The organism is Bordetella genomosp. 10 (assembly GCF_002261225.1).
In the GTDB taxonomy this organism is placed as follows: domain Bacteria; phylum Pseudomonadota; class Gammaproteobacteria; order Burkholderiales; family Burkholderiaceae_B; genus Bordetella_C.
The window spans coordinates 746,861-760,712 of record NZ_NEVM01000001.1; the positions used below are offsets into that span (position 1 = coordinate 746,861).

The 13,852-nt window shown below is 68.0% G+C and carries 15 protein-coding genes; 8 read left to right on the forward strand and 7 right to left on the reverse strand.

Annotation, left to right across the window (positions count from 1 at the left end; translation table 11 throughout):
- Positions 1-67: 67 nt before the first annotated feature.
- From CAL29_RS03200 to CAL29_RS03230, 7 genes are all read left to right on the forward strand, one after another.
- Positions 68-922 carry a transporter substrate-binding domain-containing protein gene (locus CAL29_RS03200; RefSeq protein WP_094851535.1) on the forward strand — a complete coding sequence of 285 codons (855 nt, stop codon included), beginning with the start codon at positions 68-70 and terminating at the stop codon, positions 920-922.
- 33 nt (positions 923-955) lie between these two features.
- Positions 956-1,708, forward strand: coding sequence for an amino acid ABC transporter ATP-binding protein (locus tag CAL29_RS03205; RefSeq protein WP_094851536.1), 753 nt, complete (start codon positions 956-958; stop codon positions 1,706-1,708).
- Positions 1,708-2,385 carry an amino acid ABC transporter permease gene (locus CAL29_RS03210; RefSeq protein ID WP_094851537.1) on the forward strand — a complete coding sequence of 226 codons (678 nt, stop codon included), beginning with the start codon at positions 1,708-1,710 and terminating at the stop codon, positions 2,383-2,385. The genes CAL29_RS03205 and CAL29_RS03210 overlap by 1 nt, the downstream gene beginning before the upstream one ends.
- Before the next feature lie 12 nt (positions 2,386-2,397).
- Positions 2,398-3,066, forward strand: coding sequence for an amino acid ABC transporter permease (locus CAL29_RS03215; RefSeq protein ID WP_094851538.1), 669 nt, complete (start codon positions 2,398-2,400; stop codon positions 3,064-3,066).
- A gap of 106 nt (positions 3,067-3,172) precedes the next feature.
- Positions 3,173-4,108, forward strand: coding sequence for a dihydrodipicolinate synthase family protein (locus tag CAL29_RS03220; protein WP_094851539.1), 936 nt, complete (start codon positions 3,173-3,175; stop codon positions 4,106-4,108).
- A 147-nt stretch (positions 4,109-4,255) separates the two neighbouring features.
- Positions 4,256-4,915 carry an aspartate/glutamate racemase family protein gene (locus tag CAL29_RS03225; RefSeq protein ID WP_094852677.1) on the forward strand — a complete coding sequence of 220 codons (660 nt, stop codon included), beginning with the start codon at positions 4,256-4,258 and terminating at the stop codon, positions 4,913-4,915.
- A 4-nt stretch (positions 4,916-4,919) separates the two neighbouring features.
- Positions 4,920-6,347, forward strand: a complete 1,428-nt coding sequence (locus tag CAL29_RS03230; RefSeq protein WP_094851540.1) for an FAD-binding oxidoreductase — start codon at positions 4,920-4,922, stop codon at positions 6,345-6,347.
- On the opposite strand, the gene CAL29_RS03235 is transcribed toward CAL29_RS03230, so the two are convergent.
- The 6 genes from CAL29_RS03235 to CAL29_RS03260 all read right to left on the reverse strand — a co-directional run bounded on the left by CAL29_RS03235 (position 6,322) and on the right by CAL29_RS03260 (position 11,842).
- On the reverse strand, positions 6,322-6,873 hold the full coding sequence (locus tag CAL29_RS03235) for a hypothetical protein (protein ID WP_094851541.1): 552 nt from the start codon (positions 6,871-6,873) through the stop codon (positions 6,322-6,324). The two genes, CAL29_RS03230 and CAL29_RS03235, sit on opposite strands and share 26 nt — an antisense overlap.
- A 4-nt stretch (positions 6,874-6,877) precedes the next feature.
- Entirely contained in the window at positions 6,878-8,110 is a 1,233-nt protein-coding gene (locus CAL29_RS03240) for an aconitase family protein (protein WP_094851542.1), read from the reverse strand.
- Positions 8,107-9,021, reverse strand: a complete 915-nt coding sequence (locus CAL29_RS03245; RefSeq protein WP_094851543.1) for an isocitrate lyase/PEP mutase family protein — start codon at positions 9,019-9,021, stop codon at positions 8,107-8,109. Before CAL29_RS03245 ends, CAL29_RS03240 begins: the two co-directional genes overlap by 4 nt.
- A gap of 54 nt (positions 9,022-9,075) precedes the next feature.
- Positions 9,076-10,059 (reverse strand): Bug family tripartite tricarboxylate transporter substrate binding protein, encoded by a 984-nt coding sequence (locus CAL29_RS03250; RefSeq protein WP_094851544.1) that lies wholly within the window; start codon positions 10,057-10,059, stop codon positions 9,076-9,078.
- A 113-nt stretch (positions 10,060-10,172) separates the two neighbouring features.
- Complete coding sequence (locus tag CAL29_RS03255) at positions 10,173-10,988, reverse strand: HpcH/HpaI aldolase family protein (protein WP_094851545.1); 816 nt, start codon at positions 10,986-10,988, stop codon at positions 10,173-10,175.
- Positions 10,985-11,842 (reverse strand): TauD/TfdA dioxygenase family protein, encoded by an 858-nt coding sequence (locus CAL29_RS03260; protein ID WP_094851546.1) that lies wholly within the window; start codon positions 11,840-11,842, stop codon positions 10,985-10,987. The genes CAL29_RS03255 and CAL29_RS03260 overlap by 4 nt, the downstream gene beginning before the upstream one ends.
- A gap of 215 nt (positions 11,843-12,057) precedes the next feature.
- Between CAL29_RS03260 and CAL29_RS03265 the strand changes: the two genes are divergently transcribed.
- Positions 12,058-12,837 carry an IclR family transcriptional regulator gene (locus CAL29_RS03265; RefSeq protein WP_179283885.1) on the forward strand — a complete coding sequence of 260 codons (780 nt, stop codon included), beginning with the start codon at positions 12,058-12,060 and terminating at the stop codon, positions 12,835-12,837.
- A gap of 94 nt (positions 12,838-12,931) precedes the next feature.
- Here the strand turns inward: CAL29_RS03265 and CAL29_RS03270 are convergent, their stop codons facing one another.
- Entirely contained in the window at positions 12,932-13,804 is an 873-nt protein-coding gene (locus CAL29_RS03270; RefSeq protein ID WP_094851548.1) for a LysR substrate-binding domain-containing protein, read from the reverse strand.
- Positions 13,805-13,852 lie beyond the last annotated feature (48 nt).

Here is a 13,852-nt window from a genome sequence, read left to right on the forward strand (position 1 = left end):
GCCTGGCAAGAACCGCAAGCCCCGCAAGCCCCGCAAGAGCCGCACGTCCTCTATCCAGGAGCCGTCTATGCAATGTCTTACCAAGTTGATTCGTCAATGCCTGCTGGGAAGCGCCTTGTTGCTGGGCGCGGCAACGGCGGGCATGGCGCAGACCGGTCCCATACGCACGGCGGTGGATTCCACCTTCGCGCCGCATGCGATGACCAAGCTCGACGGCGGGCTCCAGGGGTTCAACATCGACCTCGGCCATGAGATCGCGAAGCGGCTGGGCCGCGAGATCACCATCGAGCCGGCCGAGTTTTCCGGCCTGGTGCCGGGCTTGAACAGCGGACGCTACGATTTCCTCATCGCGCCGGTCACCGTCACGCCGGAGCGCGCCAAGTCCCTGCTCTTCACGGAAGGGTACCTGGACACGGACTACACCTTCCTCGGCAAGAAGAGCACGCCGCCGGTGACCTCCCTGGACGACCTCAAGGGCAAGGTGATCGCGGTCAACAAGGGCTCGAACTACGAGGCCTGGGCCAAGGAGAACGCCGAGAAATACGGCTTCAAGTACGAGGTCTACGGCGCGAACGCCGATGCCGTGCAGGCGGTCATCGCCTCGCGCGCCGACTACAACCTGGCCGGCACCACCGTCGTCGCCTGGACGGCCAAGCAGAATCCCCGGCTCGCGACCAGCTACACCATCAAGACCGGCCTGGTCTGGGCGGTGGCTTTCCGCCGGGACGACCAGGCGGGCCGCGCCAAGGTATCGAATGTCCTGAAATGCATGAAGAAGGACGGCACGATCGCGGCGCTGGCGAAGAAATGGTTCGGCTTCACGCCCAAGCCCGAGGATTCGGCGGTGGCCATCGCGGCCGGCACGGGCGTGCCCGGCATGGACGGCTACGACCCGACGCCCGTGACGCCGACGTGCCCGTGATCCATCGGTCCTGAAAAAAACAAGGGGTGCCAGATGAGTTCCATGCCCATGTTGCAGATTTCGGATTTGCGCAAGCGCTATGGCCAGACCGAGGTGCTGCGCGGCGTGAACCTGCGGGTCGACGCGGGGCAACTGGTCTGCGTCATCGGTCCTTCCGGATCCGGGAAGAGCACCATGCTGCGCTGCTGCAACCTGCTGGAGGTGCCGACGGCGGGCAGCATCGTCGCGAACGGCCATGACGTGCTCGATCCCCGCACCGACGTGAACCGGATGCGCCAGGACGTCGGCATGGTCTTCCAGCAGTTCAACCTGTATTCGCACCTGACCGCGATCCAGAACGTGTCCCTGGCACTGCGCAAGGTCCAGAAGCGTAGCAAGGCGGAGGCCAGGTCCGTCGCCATGGCGGCATTGGAGCGCGTGGGCCTGGCGCACAAGGCGGATTCCCTGCCCGCGCAGCTTTCGGGAGGCCAGCAGCAGCGCGTCGGCATCGCGCGGGCGATCGCCCTGGAGCCGAAGATCATCCTGTTCGACGAGCCGACCAGCGCGCTGGACCCGGAACTGGTGGACGACGTGCTGGGCGTGATGCGGCAGCTCAGGGAAAGCGGCATGACCATGCTGGTGGTCACCCATGAAATGGCGTTCGCCCATGCCGCCGCCGACCACGTCGTCTTCATGGACGGCGGCGTGGTGGTGGAAGAAGGGTCGGCCGCCGACATCTTCGAGCAGCCGCGCGAGGCGCGCACGCGCAGCTTCGTTTCCCGCTACGCGTCGAGGCTGAGTCACTGATGGCGGCGACCAGCGGATTCGTCTTCACCTTCTTCAACTACGACGTCGCCGCTCAATATGCGGGCGCGGTGGCGAAGGGGGCGCTGATCACCGTCGGCACGGGCCTGGCGGTCATCGTCACCGGCCTGGTGGCGGGCATCGTGCTGGCGGTTTTCAGGGCGTGCCGCAACCCGGTCGCGACTTTTCTCATCGTCGTGTTCGCGGACGTCTTCAGGTCCCTGCCGCCCCTGGTCATTCTGATCGTCCTGTATTTCGGCCTGCCGGAGGCGGGGCTGCCGCTTTCGTCCTTCTTCGTGACCTGGTTCGCGCTCAGCCTGGTCCTGGCGGCCTATGCGGAAGAGAGCGTGTGGGCCGGGATATCGTCGCTGCCCGTGGGGCAGATGGAAGCCGCGCGGTCGACCGGATTGGGATGGTGGCAAGCCATGGGCAGCGTGGTCCTGCCGCAGGCGCTGCGCCGCGCGGTGCCGACGCTGACCAACCGGGTGATCTCGATTACCAAGAACACCGCGCTGGGATCGGTGGTCGCCCTGAACGAGATGCTGAACGTGGCCCAGGGGGCGAGCAGCCTCTCGGGCAACCCGACGCCGCTGATGATGGCGGCCTTCGCCTACGTGATCATCTTCCTGCCCTTCGTGGTGTTCTCGCGATGGCTGGAGAAGCACTGGGTCGCGGGCTGACGGGGCGGCGACATGGACAACATCATCCAGACCTTCTTCGACGCCAAGACCTACTCGGACGTCTTCCCCTATTTGCTGAAGGGGCTGTGGACCACGATATGGCTGTCCGCCATCGTGATCCCGCTCGGCGCGCTCGCCGGCCTGGCGCTCGCCATCGTGATGACCCAGGCGCGCCGGCGCCTGGCGCGATGGACCGCCATCGCCTACGTCGATTTCTTCCGGGCCTTCCCGCCCCTGGTCCTGCTGATCCTGATCTACTTCGGATGGCCGTTCCTGGGCATCGAGTTGAACAAGCTGGCGGCGGTCGTCATCGCCTTCGTGTTGAACAACGCCAGCTACTTCGCCGAGGTCTTCCGGGCGGGAATCGAGAGCGTGCCCAAGGGGCAGGCCGAGGCCGCGCGCTCGACGGGACTGGCGAACTGGCAGACGCTGCTCCACGTCGTGATCCCGCAGGCCGTGCGGAACGTGCTGCCGGACCTGGTGGGCAACAGCATCGAGATTCTCAAGCTGACGACGATCGCCAGCGTGGTGGCCCTGCCGGAGCTGCTGCGCGCGGCCCGCGACGCCCAGGCGCTGGTGTTCAACCCGTCGCCGATCACGTTGGCGGCCATCATGTATCTGGCCTTGCTGTGGCCCCTGACCCGGTGGCTGGGTTGGCTGCAGCGGCGGCGGGCGCACTGAGCGCGCGGGACATAACGAGAAACCGGAGCGCGCGCATCGGCGCGCGCCGCCAAGGGAGAGCGGGTCCCCGACGGGACGGAACGCATTTATTTTCGTGAGGACAACCATGAGCAACGGCAAGCATCGCCTGGATGAAAAGGCATCCGGCGTCTATATCATCGCGGCGACGCCTTTCGGCGACGACGGCGAACTCGATCTGTACAGCGTCGACAGCCTGACCGACTTCTACCTTGAGAAAGGCGTCACCGGCTTCACCATCCTGGGCATGATGGGCGAGGCGCCCAAATTGAGCGAGGCCGAGACGACGACGGTCATGGAACGCATCCTAAAGCGCGTGAACGGCAGGGCGCCGGTCGTCGTCGGGGTCAGCCATTCCTCCAACCGCCACGTGCATCGCCTGTCGAACGAGGCGATGTCGCTCGGCGCGGCCGGCGTCATGGTGGCGCCCGCGCCGAACCTGAAGACCGACGAGCAGGTCCATGGCTACTACGCCGCGATCGCCGACCTGCTGGGCAAGGACATCCCGATCTGCCTGCAGGATTTCCCGCAGGCGACGGCGGTCCATACCTCGGTATCGGTCATCCATCGATTGATCGACGAATTCCCGCAGATCGTGATGCTCAAGCACGAGGACTTCCCGGGCATGCGCAAGCTGAGCCGGATCCGCAAGGAAAGCGAGGAGGAAGGGCGCCGGCGCATCAGCATACTGGTGGGAAACGGCGGGCTGTTCCTGCCCCAGGAGATGCTGCGGGGCGCGGACGGCGCGATGACGGGCTTCGCCTATCCCGAGATGCTCGTGCAGGTGTGCAAGCTGTTTGCCGACGGCAAGCCGGAAGAGGCGGAAAACCTGTTCAATATCTACCTGCCGCTGCTGCGCCATGAGTTCCAGTACGGCATCGGCCTGGCCTTGCGCAAGGAAACCCTGCGCCGCCGTGGCGCGATCCGGTCGGCGTTCGTGCGCAAGCCCGGTCCGGTGCTGGACGCGACGGACCAGGCGGAACTGACGCGCCTGATCGCGCGGCAAGACGCCGCCCTGACTTGAAAGGGAAGCCCACCCCCTACCCGCTTCGCGGGCCCCCTCAAGGGGGCGGCGTTGGCGGACCGGCAAAGCCGGCTCCGCTACGCCCTGGATGGGTACCGAGGCTTGCGCCCGGCTTTTTTCTTAAACAGCGGAAATTCGGAGATGATCATGAGCAAGACTCTGTATGTCATCAATCCAAACAGCAATACGGATGTCACCGCCGGGATCGACGCCGCGCTCGATCCCTTGAGAAGCGCCGATGCGCCCCGCATCGAGTGCGTCACGCTCGCGGAGGGGCCGCGGGGCATCCAGACCCAGGACGACGTGGACCGCGCCGCGGTCCTGGTGCGGCGTTTCGCGGAGGAGCATCGCCAGCAGGCCGCGGGCTTCGTCACGGCATGCTTCAGCGATCCGGGGCTGCATTCGATCCGGGAGATTCCCGACGTCCTTTCGCTGGGCATCAGCGAATGCGGCGTCCTCACGGCGATGACCATGGGGCTGCGGCTGGGCGTCATCGCCATCCTGGACATCTCCATCCCGCGGCACTTGCGAACCTGGGCGGCGATGGGCGTGCAGGACCGCGTCGTGGGCGAGCTGGCCATCGGCAGGACGGTGGCGGAGCTGGCCGATAGCGAGGCGACCCTGGAAGCGATGATACGCACCGGGAAAGCGCTGCGGGACACGCATCGCGCCGACGTCCTCGTGATGGGCTGCGCGGGCATGGCGCCCTACCGGCAACGCCTCCAGGATGCCGTCGGGCTGCCCGTGGTCGAACCCACGCAGGCGGCCGTCTCGATGGCGCTGGGCCGGCTGCGCCTGGGATGGTGACGGCATGACGTCCGCGACGCCCGCCGTCCGGCCGCGGTTCGAGGACAAGCTCCGTGCCATCGTGGGCGAGGCCGGCCTGGTGACGGCCGGGGACGAAAGAGAGCCGTACGAGATCGACTGGCTCAGGAAGTGGCGGGGCAGGGGCAGCGTCGTCGTCAGGCCGGGGACGACCGAAGAGGTCGCCCAGGTCATGCGCCTGTGCAACGAAGCGCGGATCCCCGTGGTGCCGCAAGGCGGGAATACGGGCATGAGCGGCGGCGCCACGCCGGACGACAGCGGGGCGCAGGTCATCCTGAGCACCACGCGCCTGCGCGCCGTCAGGGAAGTGGACCCGCTGAACAACACGATCACCGTCGAGGCCGGCGTGCCGTTGGCCCGCGTCCAGGAAGAGGCCGACGGCGTGAACCGCTTTTTCCCGCTCAGCCTGGGGTCGGAGGGAAGCTGCACGATAGGCGGCAACCTGGCGACGAACGCGGGCGGCATCGCCGTCCTCAAATATGGCAACACCCGCGACCTGGCGCTGGGCCTGGAAGTGGTCTTGCCCGACGGGCGGATCTGGCGCGGCCTGCGGGGCTTGCGCAAGGACAATACCGGGTACGACCTGCGCGATCTTTTCATCGGCTCGGAAGGCACGCTGGGGATCATCACCGCGGCGGTGCTGAAGCTGTTTCCCAAGCCGGCCGCGCGCGCGACGGCCTGGGTGGGCTGCGCCGGGCTCGAACAACTGGTGCGGCTGTTGGCCCGCGTCCGCGATGCCTGCGGCGATCGCCTGGTGGCCTTCGAAATGCTGACGGGCCCCTCGCTCCGGTTGATCCTGGACCAGGTCGCCGACGTCAGGAATCCGCTCGAAGGGCCGCACGCGTACCATGCCTTGATCGAGGTGGCCGATACCCGGGACGAAGGCCTGGCCGCCCTGCTCGAACGCAGCCTGGCGCAGGCGGTGGGCGATGGCCTGATCGACGATGCGGCCATTGCCTCCAGCCTTTCCCACCGCCTCTCGTTCTGGAAGATCCGCGAGGGAATATCGCAGGCCCAGGTCAGGGCGGGGAAGGCGGTCAAGCACGACATCGCGCTGCCCGTCTCGGTGCTGCCGCGTTTCGTGGAAGCGGCCGAGACGGCGGTGCGGGGCGTCATGCCGCATGCCCACATCGTCAATTTCGGACACCTGGGCGACGGCAACCTGCATTTCAACGTGCTGCTGCCGAAGAACGCGAGCGCGGGCAAGGTGGCCGAGGCCAATGCGCTGTTGAACCGCGTCGTCCACGACCTGGTGGTCGAGAACGGCGGCAGCATCAGCGCCGAGCACGGCATCGGCCAACTGCGCCGCGACGAGCTGCGGCACTACAAGTCGGCCGTCGAGTTCGACCTCATGATGACCTTGAAGCAGGCGATCGACCGCAACCAGATCATGAATCCGGGCAAGCTGATCTGACGCCGGCGTCGCCCGCATGCGCCTTGAGCCAGTTGGCCTCGCCGCCTGCCTCCAGGATCTCCAGGGCCGCGCCCGCGAGCGGGGCCACGGACAATCGTCCGCCCGTGGTCAGGTTCGCCACTTCCCCGGTGCGGAAATCGACTTCCAGTTCGTCTCCCTGGCTGGCGAAGGCCCGTATGCCGGTGGCGAAGGGCAGCACCCGCAGGCCCACGGACACCGACAGGCGGTAGAAGCTGCGCGCCATCGATTCGCTCAGGACGGCGAGGCCCAGCGCGGCCAGCGCGATCGGCCCCTGGATGTGCATCGGTCCGCGCCCGAAACGTTCGCCGGCGATCACGAAATCGCCTGGGCGCGCCTTGCCGGCGAACGCCGGGTCCAGGCCGCACATCGCCAGCGGCGCGAGCCGCTCGGGCTCGTACACCACCTGCCGGGTCATTTCGATGTCCATGATCTGGCCGTCGTTGAGCACGTCGTCGCCGAATACCCAGGCGCGGCCCCGTTGTTTCATGTCCTTGATGTCGGCCATCGGCTCATTTCCCCGTATCCAATGCCGCCGGATTCGCGATCGCGCCGGCGACGGCCGACGCGGCCACCACGGCCGCGTTGGCGATGTAGACGGCGGACTGCATGCTGCCGAGCCGGCCCGCGTCGTTGCGGGTGGCCGTGCAGATGGACGTGTCGCCGTCGCCCAGCGGCGTGTAGGCGCCATAGCAGGGCCCGCACACGCCCGCCGCCATTTCCGCGCCGGCCTGCGCGATGTCGGCGACCAGTCCTTCGCGCAGCGCCTGCTGATAGATGGCCTGTGTCGCCGGAATGACCGTCAGGCGGGCGGTCCGCGCGACGCGCCGGCCGCGCAGGACGCGGGCGGCGGCGCGCAGGTCCTCCATCTTGCCGCCGATGCACGAGCCGATGAAGGCGGACGTGATGGGCGTGCCCAGCGCCTGCGTCAGCGGCACGCAGTTCTGCGGATCGGGTGGCAGGCAGACCTGCGGCTCGATGCCGCCGACGTCCCATGCCAGACGGCGTTCGAACACGGCGTCGTCGTCGCTGCGCCAGGGCGTGGACTCGTCCGGACAGATGGCGGTCTTGACGCCGATGTCGACTACGGCATTGCACAGGGTGTGCCGCTCGTCCTGGCTGGCATGGCGGATGTAGGGCCCGCAGAATTCGATGCACTTGTAGTCGCCGGCGTCCGCCCCGATGCGCGCGGCGATCCATTGCGCGATGTCGCGGCTCATCACGCCCTCGGCCGGCGTGCCGTGGAGGTCGACCCGGATGGTGCGCGGCACGCGCAGCCAGACCTTGCCGGTGGCCAGGGCCAGCGTGACGCTCATGCCCAGCGCGATGCCGATGGCGCCGTCGCACCCCAATGCCGGCGCCCGCGTGTCGGCCGCCACGACCAGCATGCCGGCGCCGAGTGCGCCGGTCTCCAGCGGCAGGTTGTGGCTGATGCCCTGCCGGCCGGTGTCGAAGAACCAGCGCACGCCCTGCGCCTTCGTGTCCGCGCGCATGAAGGCCTGCGCCTCCAGGTGGCCGGGCGCGGAGGAGTGCGTGGTGTGGTCGATGGTGACGAGCATTTTCCCGGGCGCCGCCAGGTTCGCATAGCCCAGCGACGCGATCAGCTTCCGGTGCCGGTGGTAGTTCAGGTCGTGCGCCGCGATGATGTCCGGCTCGGCCCAGACGACGTCGTCGGCGCGCACCCGCGGCAGCTTGGCGGCGCGCGCGAGGATTTTCTCGACGGCCGTATGACCTTGCGCGATCATGCGGCACCCGCCGGGACAGCCGCCAGGGCCTTCGCGACGTGGCCGGAGAAGGCCTCGTCGATGGCGTTGGCTTCCTCCAGGCCCAGCAAGGCCGCGATCTGCGGCAGGGACCACATCGAGGACGCCGCGGCCTCGGCGCCGCCGGTCTCGCGCAATTGCCGCAGGTAGTGCTCGTGCGTGTACGCCTGGGCCTGGAGCAGCGAGACGGGATAGAGCACCAGCGGATAGCCGAGCTGCTTCAGGCGGCGCGCCGGCACGGTGGGGCGCAGGCCCTCCACCATCAGCACGATGGTCGGCTTCCTCAGGCTGGACGTGACGCGCCGCATGTCTTCCTCGGACGACACCGACATCAGCATCGTCGCGTCCGCGCCCGCGTCCTCGTAGGCCCGCAGCCGGGCGATCGACGCATCCAGTCCTTCCACTGCCAGCGCATCGGTGCGCGCGATGATCATGAAGTCGCGATCGCGGCGCGCGGCGAGGGCGGTCTGGACACGCGCCGTCATCTCCGCTACCGGCACCAGCTTCTTGCCCGACATCGCCGCGCATTTCTTGGGGAAAGGCTGGTCCTCCAGGTGGATGGCCGCCGCGCCCGCCGCTTCGAAGGCGCGCGTCGCGTGCGCCACGTTGACCGCGCCGCCGTAGCCCGAATCGGCGTCGGCGATCAGGGGCAGGCCGCTGGCGCGGGTGATGACGCGCACCCGGTCGACCATGGCGTCGACGCTGATGACGCCCACGTCGGGCTCTCCCAGCGTGGCCGCCACGCACAGGCCCGACATATAGGCCACGCGGAAGCCCGCCTGCTCGACGAGCCGGGCGGAAATCCCGTCATAGCAGCCGGGGGCGATGAGGGCGCCGGCGCTGTCCTCGCGCAACAGTTCCCGCAAGCGGGCGCCGGGGTGTAGGGTCGTCATGATGATTCCTTATTGATCGATATTCGGAAGCCGGCCCGCGTCCGGGGCTCGACGCTAGTTCGCCGTGGCGCCGCTGGTCTTGACCAGTTCGCCCCAGCGCTGCGTTTCGGCGTGCACGAACCGCTCATAGGCGTCCCGGTCGATATAGGTGGCGGGCGTGTATCCGGCCGACCGCACGCGTTCCTGATAGTCCTTGGACGCCAGCAGCGTTTTCAGGCTGGCGCTGAGCACGTCCAGGACCGGGACGGGCGTGCCCTTGGGCGCGAACAGTCCATACCATCCCTGGATCACCATGTCGGGCTCGCCCAGCTCCTTCACGGTCGGGATGTCGGGATAGCCGGGCACGCGCTGGTCGGCGGTCAGCGCGAGCGCGCGGATCTTGCCGGACTTGATGAAGGGGCCGGCCGTGCTCAGCGTGTCGAAGATGACCTGCACCTGGCCGCCCACCAGGTCCTGGATCATCGGCGCGCTGCCCTTGTACGGCACATGCGTCAGCTTGACGTGGTTGCGGGTGTTGAACAGCTCGCCGACCAGGTGTCCGCCGCTGCCCACGCCGGCGCTGCCGAAACTCATCTTGTCGGGGTGCGCGCGGGCATAGTCGGCCAGTTCCGCCAGGCTGTGGACCGGCACGCTGCTGTTCACGGCGATGACGAAGGGGTACGTCGCCAGGTTGCCGATGGGGATCAGGTCTTGCTCCGGGTTGTACGGCATCGCCTTGTACAGGCTGGGATTGATCGCCTGCGTGCCGACGTAGGAGGCCAGCAGCGTGTATCCGTCCGCCGGCGCCCGCGCCACCTGCGCCGCGCCGATGTTCCCGTTCGCGCCGGAGATGTTCTCCACGATCACGGTCTGGCCGGTGTGCTCGGACCAGTGCATCGCGTATTGCCGAGCCAGGAAATCCGTGCCGCCGCCGGCCGGCGCCGGCGCGATCAGCCGCACGGGCTTGGATGGATAGACTTCCGCCTGGACGGAAGGCGCGATCAGCAGCGCCGCCAACAGGGCCCAAGAGGGGGCGATACATCGCCATTTGTTTTGCATCGTTGTCTCCAGTTTTATATTTGGCTGTTCCTGCCTCGGCGCCCGGCGGCGGGGCGGGCAGGCGGTTCGTATTCTTGTCGGCCGGTTCGCCGGCCGGAAGACAAGCTGTCCATTTACCGGACAGCCGGGGCCGGCCTGGCTGCGGCGAGCGTCGCGGCGAAGCCGTTCGAGAGGAGGCGGCGGTCGCTGCCCGCCACCAGGATGCGGCAACCGGCGCGGACATAGTGTTCGCGGGATACTCGCATGGCCTCGGGGCCGGCGTCGAACAACAGGCCCACCACGTCGACGCCGGCGCGGTGCACGCGTTCGATCATGCCGTCGAGCACGCGTTCGACTTCCGGGTCGCGCCGATCGCCGTCCTTGCCCATCGACACGGCCAGGTCGAACGCGCCCAGGACGATGGCGTCGACGCCGGGGACGGCGAGGATCTCGTCGAGATTGCGCAGGCCTTCCATCGTTTCCACCAGCAGCCAGACGGTCGTGTTCTCGTTGGCCCAGCGCGCATACGCCGGCCAGTCCAGCGTCTGGTGGCCGGTGGCGCGGATCAGGGGACAGGCGCCGCGGCGTCCCGGCTCGTAGCCGGCGGTCCGGTATTTGGCCGCCCCCACCGCCTGCCGGGCGGCCTCGGCGGTCGATACCTGGGGCACGATGATGCCCATGGCGCCCGCGTCCAGCACCCGCGCGATCTCGGCCGGTTGTCCGCAGGGCACGCGGACGATGGGCGTGAGGCCGGTGGCCTCCGCCGCGCGGATCATGTCGACCACGGTATCGAGTTCGAACGAGCCGTGCTCCCAGTCTATCCAGACGTAGTCGTAGCCGGCGTGTCCCGCCGCCTCGACGATCTCGGCGCAGCGCATCTGCACGAAGGCGCCGACGGGCACGCGGTCCTGGTGCAAGGCTTCCAGGACATTGTTTTTCCGCTCTATCATGCCGCCGCCTCCTGATGCTGGAGATATTCGCCGCGATGGTCGCCCAGGATGGTGGCGCGGAACAGCCGGCGCAGTTGCGCGTGGTCGTAGTCCAGCAGCGCCAGGTGCATCGTGCAGCGGTTGTCCCACATCAGCAGATCGTGCTTGCGCCACTGGTGCCGGTAGACGAACTCGGGCTGCACGGAGTGCTTGAACAGGTATTGCAGCAGGGGCGCGCTTTCCTCCTCGGTCAGGTGTTCGAAGCGGCTCGTCAGCATCTCGCTGACGTACAGCGCCTTGCGCCCGGTCGCGGGATGGACGCGCACGACCGGGTGCAGCACGGGCGGATTGCGCAGTTCCTTCTGGCGCCGCGATTCCGCGTCCATCCGCTTCAGGTGCCCGGCGTTCACCACGGTATGGACGGCGCGCATGCCCTCCAGCAGGCGCTGCATGCCGGGCGAGAGCGTGTCGAAGGCCATGTACATGTTCGTGAACATGGTCTCGCCGCCGACCTCGGGCAGCTCGTGCGCATGCAGCAGCGACGCCATGCTGGGGCAGATCGTCTGCGAATGGTCCGAATGCCACTGCTGGCCGAAGACCGTCTTGCGTTCCTTCCCTTCGTTCGTCACCTCGATCAACTGCGGATACTTGCCGGACCGGTATTCCGGAACGTGGGAGTGATCGTCCAGCTCGCCGAACAGGGCGCTGAAGCCGATGTGCGTCTCGAAGCCGATGGCCTGGTCGCGGAACAGCAAAACCTGGTGCCGGTGGAACAGCTCCTTCAGTTCGCTGAGCGTTTCCGCGGAGGGTTTGTCCGTCACCTGGAATCCGAGGACTTCGGCGCCGAGTGCGTATGAGAGTTTGCGTACCTTCATGTGCTTCCTGTCTCCATGACCCGCCCTGGTGGCCCAGGGCAAAGTGTTGTATACGTGCGTTGGGTGTCCGGCGCCACGATGCGGCGACGGATGGATTGTTCGATGGGCGCGGCGCCCGGTGAAGGCTTCGTGTCCGTATACCGGACAGCCGCCGGGCCCGCGGCGTCGCGCGCGGCGAAACTACGATGCCGGGCATGGGGACTGGGGGGCGGGCGGTGAGCAAACAGAGCGACGAGGCTGCCGGTCCGGGCGCGCTGCGGCGCGGCCTGCGCATCCTGCTGCACTTGCAGCGCGGCACGCGGCCGCTCGCGCCCGCCGAGATCGCGAAGGCGGTGGACATGACGCGGCCTACCGTGTATCGCCTGCTGGACGTGCTCGAAGCCGAGGGCTTCGTCCGGCGGGACGAGTCCGGCAAGGCGTTCGTGGCGGCGGCGCCGGAAGTCGATGCGGGCAGCGAGTGGGCCATGTTCATCAAGCGCATGCGGCCCCTCATGGAAAGGATCGCCGCCCAGACCGGCAACGCGGTCTTCCTGTCCCGCCGCGACCAGCGCGACCTGATCTGCCTGCATCGCGAGATCGGCTCGCACCCCGTGCAGATACTGTCGTTGCCGATCGGCGGCCGTTCGCCGCTGGGCGTGGGCGCCGGCGGGATCGCGATGCTGGGCTCGCTGAGCCAGCGCGAAATCGATGAGGTGATCGAAGCCAACGCCGCCGAATACCTGGAGTGGGGAAACCTGCACGTCTCGACCATCCGGAAACTGATCGAGAACTGCCGCGCCCGGGGATACTCCGTGGTGGGCAACTACGCGCTACAGGGCGTCCTGGCCGTGGGCGTGGCGATCGCCGGCAACGCGCGCCGGCCCGTCACGTCCCTGAGCGTGACGGCGCCGCACGACCGTCTGCCGCTCCAGCGCCAGCGCGAGGTCGCGGCGCTCATGCGCGGCGAGTTGGCGGCGGCCGGCATCGAGCGCACGCCTTCCAGCCGTGGGCGCTAACCGCCGGTCGCCATGCTCGGGCCATAAACGGCGGGCCACAAACCACGGGCCACAAACCGCGCGCCATGGGTAGCGGACCGGCCGGCCATGGCGCCTACCTCACGCTGACTATCCAGTCGGCAAAGGTGCTGAACGGCGGGACCGCCGCGCGGACCGGATCGCTGACGAGGTAGTAGCCGTTGCCGCTGAGCGCGCTGTGCGCCAGCGGCTGCACCAACTGGCCGGTGGCGAAGTCCTGCGCGATATAGGCGCGTTGCGTGACCGCGATGCCCAGGCCTTCGGCGGCGGCCTGCAGGCACAGCACGGCGTTCGCCAGGGGAAGGAAGCGCGTCTCGCCGCCCGCTGCCACGCCGGCGGAAAGCAGCCAGCGGTCCCAGCAGTCCGGCGCGATCATCGACTTCAGCAGGGTTTCGCGCAATACGTCCTCGGGGGCGCGCAGGCGTTCGGCCATCGACGGCGCGCAGGCCAGCACCAGCTCGTCCGCGAACAGCAGGTCGGCGCGCAAGCCCGGCCAGCGGCCGTTGCCGCAACGCACAACGAAATCGGCGTTGTGCAGGTCCGTGTCGTCGGCGCGGGCGACCGTGGCGACCTCGATGTCGATGTCGCTGTGCCGCGCGTAGAGCGACCCCAGCCGGGGCATCAGCCATTTGATGGCGAGGCTGGGGATGACCTTGACCCGGATGCGGCGATTGGCGCCGGCTTCGGACGCCCTCGCCAGCACCGACTCCAATTGGTCGAACAACTGCGCCGCCTGCACGGCCAGTTCGGCACCGGCGGTGGTGAAGCCGATGTCGCGCCCGTCCTTGTGCACCAGTTGCACGCCCAGTTCGGTCTCCAGGCGGCGCAACTGGTGGCTGACCGCGCCCGGCGTGATGTGCAGGAGTTCGGCGGCGCGGCCCACGCCGCCGCTGCGATGCACCGCGTCCAGCACCCGCAGCGGCCCCAGTCGGTTTCTCAGTTTGTGCATTGTTGAGATGGAGTAAATGATCCGGGAATAAATTTCCACAGACGCCGG

Excerpts from the sequence above, each read along its gene's own strand:
- CAL29_RS03270 (WP_094851548.1), bottom strand. The coding sequence starts at position 13,804 with ATGCACAAACTGAGAAACCGACTGGGGCCGCTGCGGGTGCTGGACGCG.
- CAL29_RS03240 (WP_094851542.1), bottom strand. The coding sequence starts at position 8,110 with ATGATCGCGCAAGGTCATACGGCCGTCGAGAAAATCCTCGCGCGCGCC.
- CAL29_RS03230 (WP_094851540.1), top strand. The coding sequence starts at position 4,920 with ATGACGTCCGCGACGCCCGCCGTCCGGCCGCGGTTCGAGGACAAGCTC.
- CAL29_RS03255 (WP_094851545.1), bottom strand. The coding sequence starts at position 10,988 with ATGATAGAGCGGAAAAACAATGTCCTGGAAGCCTTGCACCAGGACCGC.
- CAL29_RS03250 (WP_094851544.1), bottom strand. The coding sequence starts at position 10,059 with ATGCAAAACAAATGGCGATGTATCGCCCCCTCTTGGGCCCTGTTGGCG.
- CAL29_RS03200 (WP_094851535.1), top strand. The coding sequence starts at position 68 with ATGCAATGTCTTACCAAGTTGATTCGTCAATGCCTGCTGGGAAGCGCC.
- CAL29_RS03225 (WP_094852677.1), top strand. The coding sequence starts at position 4,256 with ATGAGCAAGACTCTGTATGTCATCAATCCAAACAGCAATACGGATGTC.
- CAL29_RS03205 (WP_094851536.1), top strand. The coding sequence starts at position 956 with ATGAGTTCCATGCCCATGTTGCAGATTTCGGATTTGCGCAAGCGCTAT.
- CAL29_RS03215 (WP_094851538.1), top strand. The coding sequence starts at position 2,398 with ATGGACAACATCATCCAGACCTTCTTCGACGCCAAGACCTACTCGGAC.
- CAL29_RS03220 (WP_094851539.1), top strand. The coding sequence starts at position 3,173 with ATGAGCAACGGCAAGCATCGCCTGGATGAAAAGGCATCCGGCGTCTAT.
- CAL29_RS03210 (WP_094851537.1), top strand. The coding sequence starts at position 1,708 with ATGGCGGCGACCAGCGGATTCGTCTTCACCTTCTTCAACTACGACGTC.
- CAL29_RS03260 (WP_094851546.1), bottom strand. The coding sequence starts at position 11,842 with ATGAAGGTACGCAAACTCTCATACGCACTCGGCGCCGAAGTCCTCGGA.
- CAL29_RS03235 (WP_094851541.1), bottom strand. The coding sequence starts at position 6,873 with ATGGCCGACATCAAGGACATGAAACAACGGGGCCGCGCCTGGGTATTC.
- CAL29_RS03245 (WP_094851543.1), bottom strand. The coding sequence starts at position 9,021 with ATGACGACCCTACACCCCGGCGCCCGCTTGCGGGAACTGTTGCGCGAG.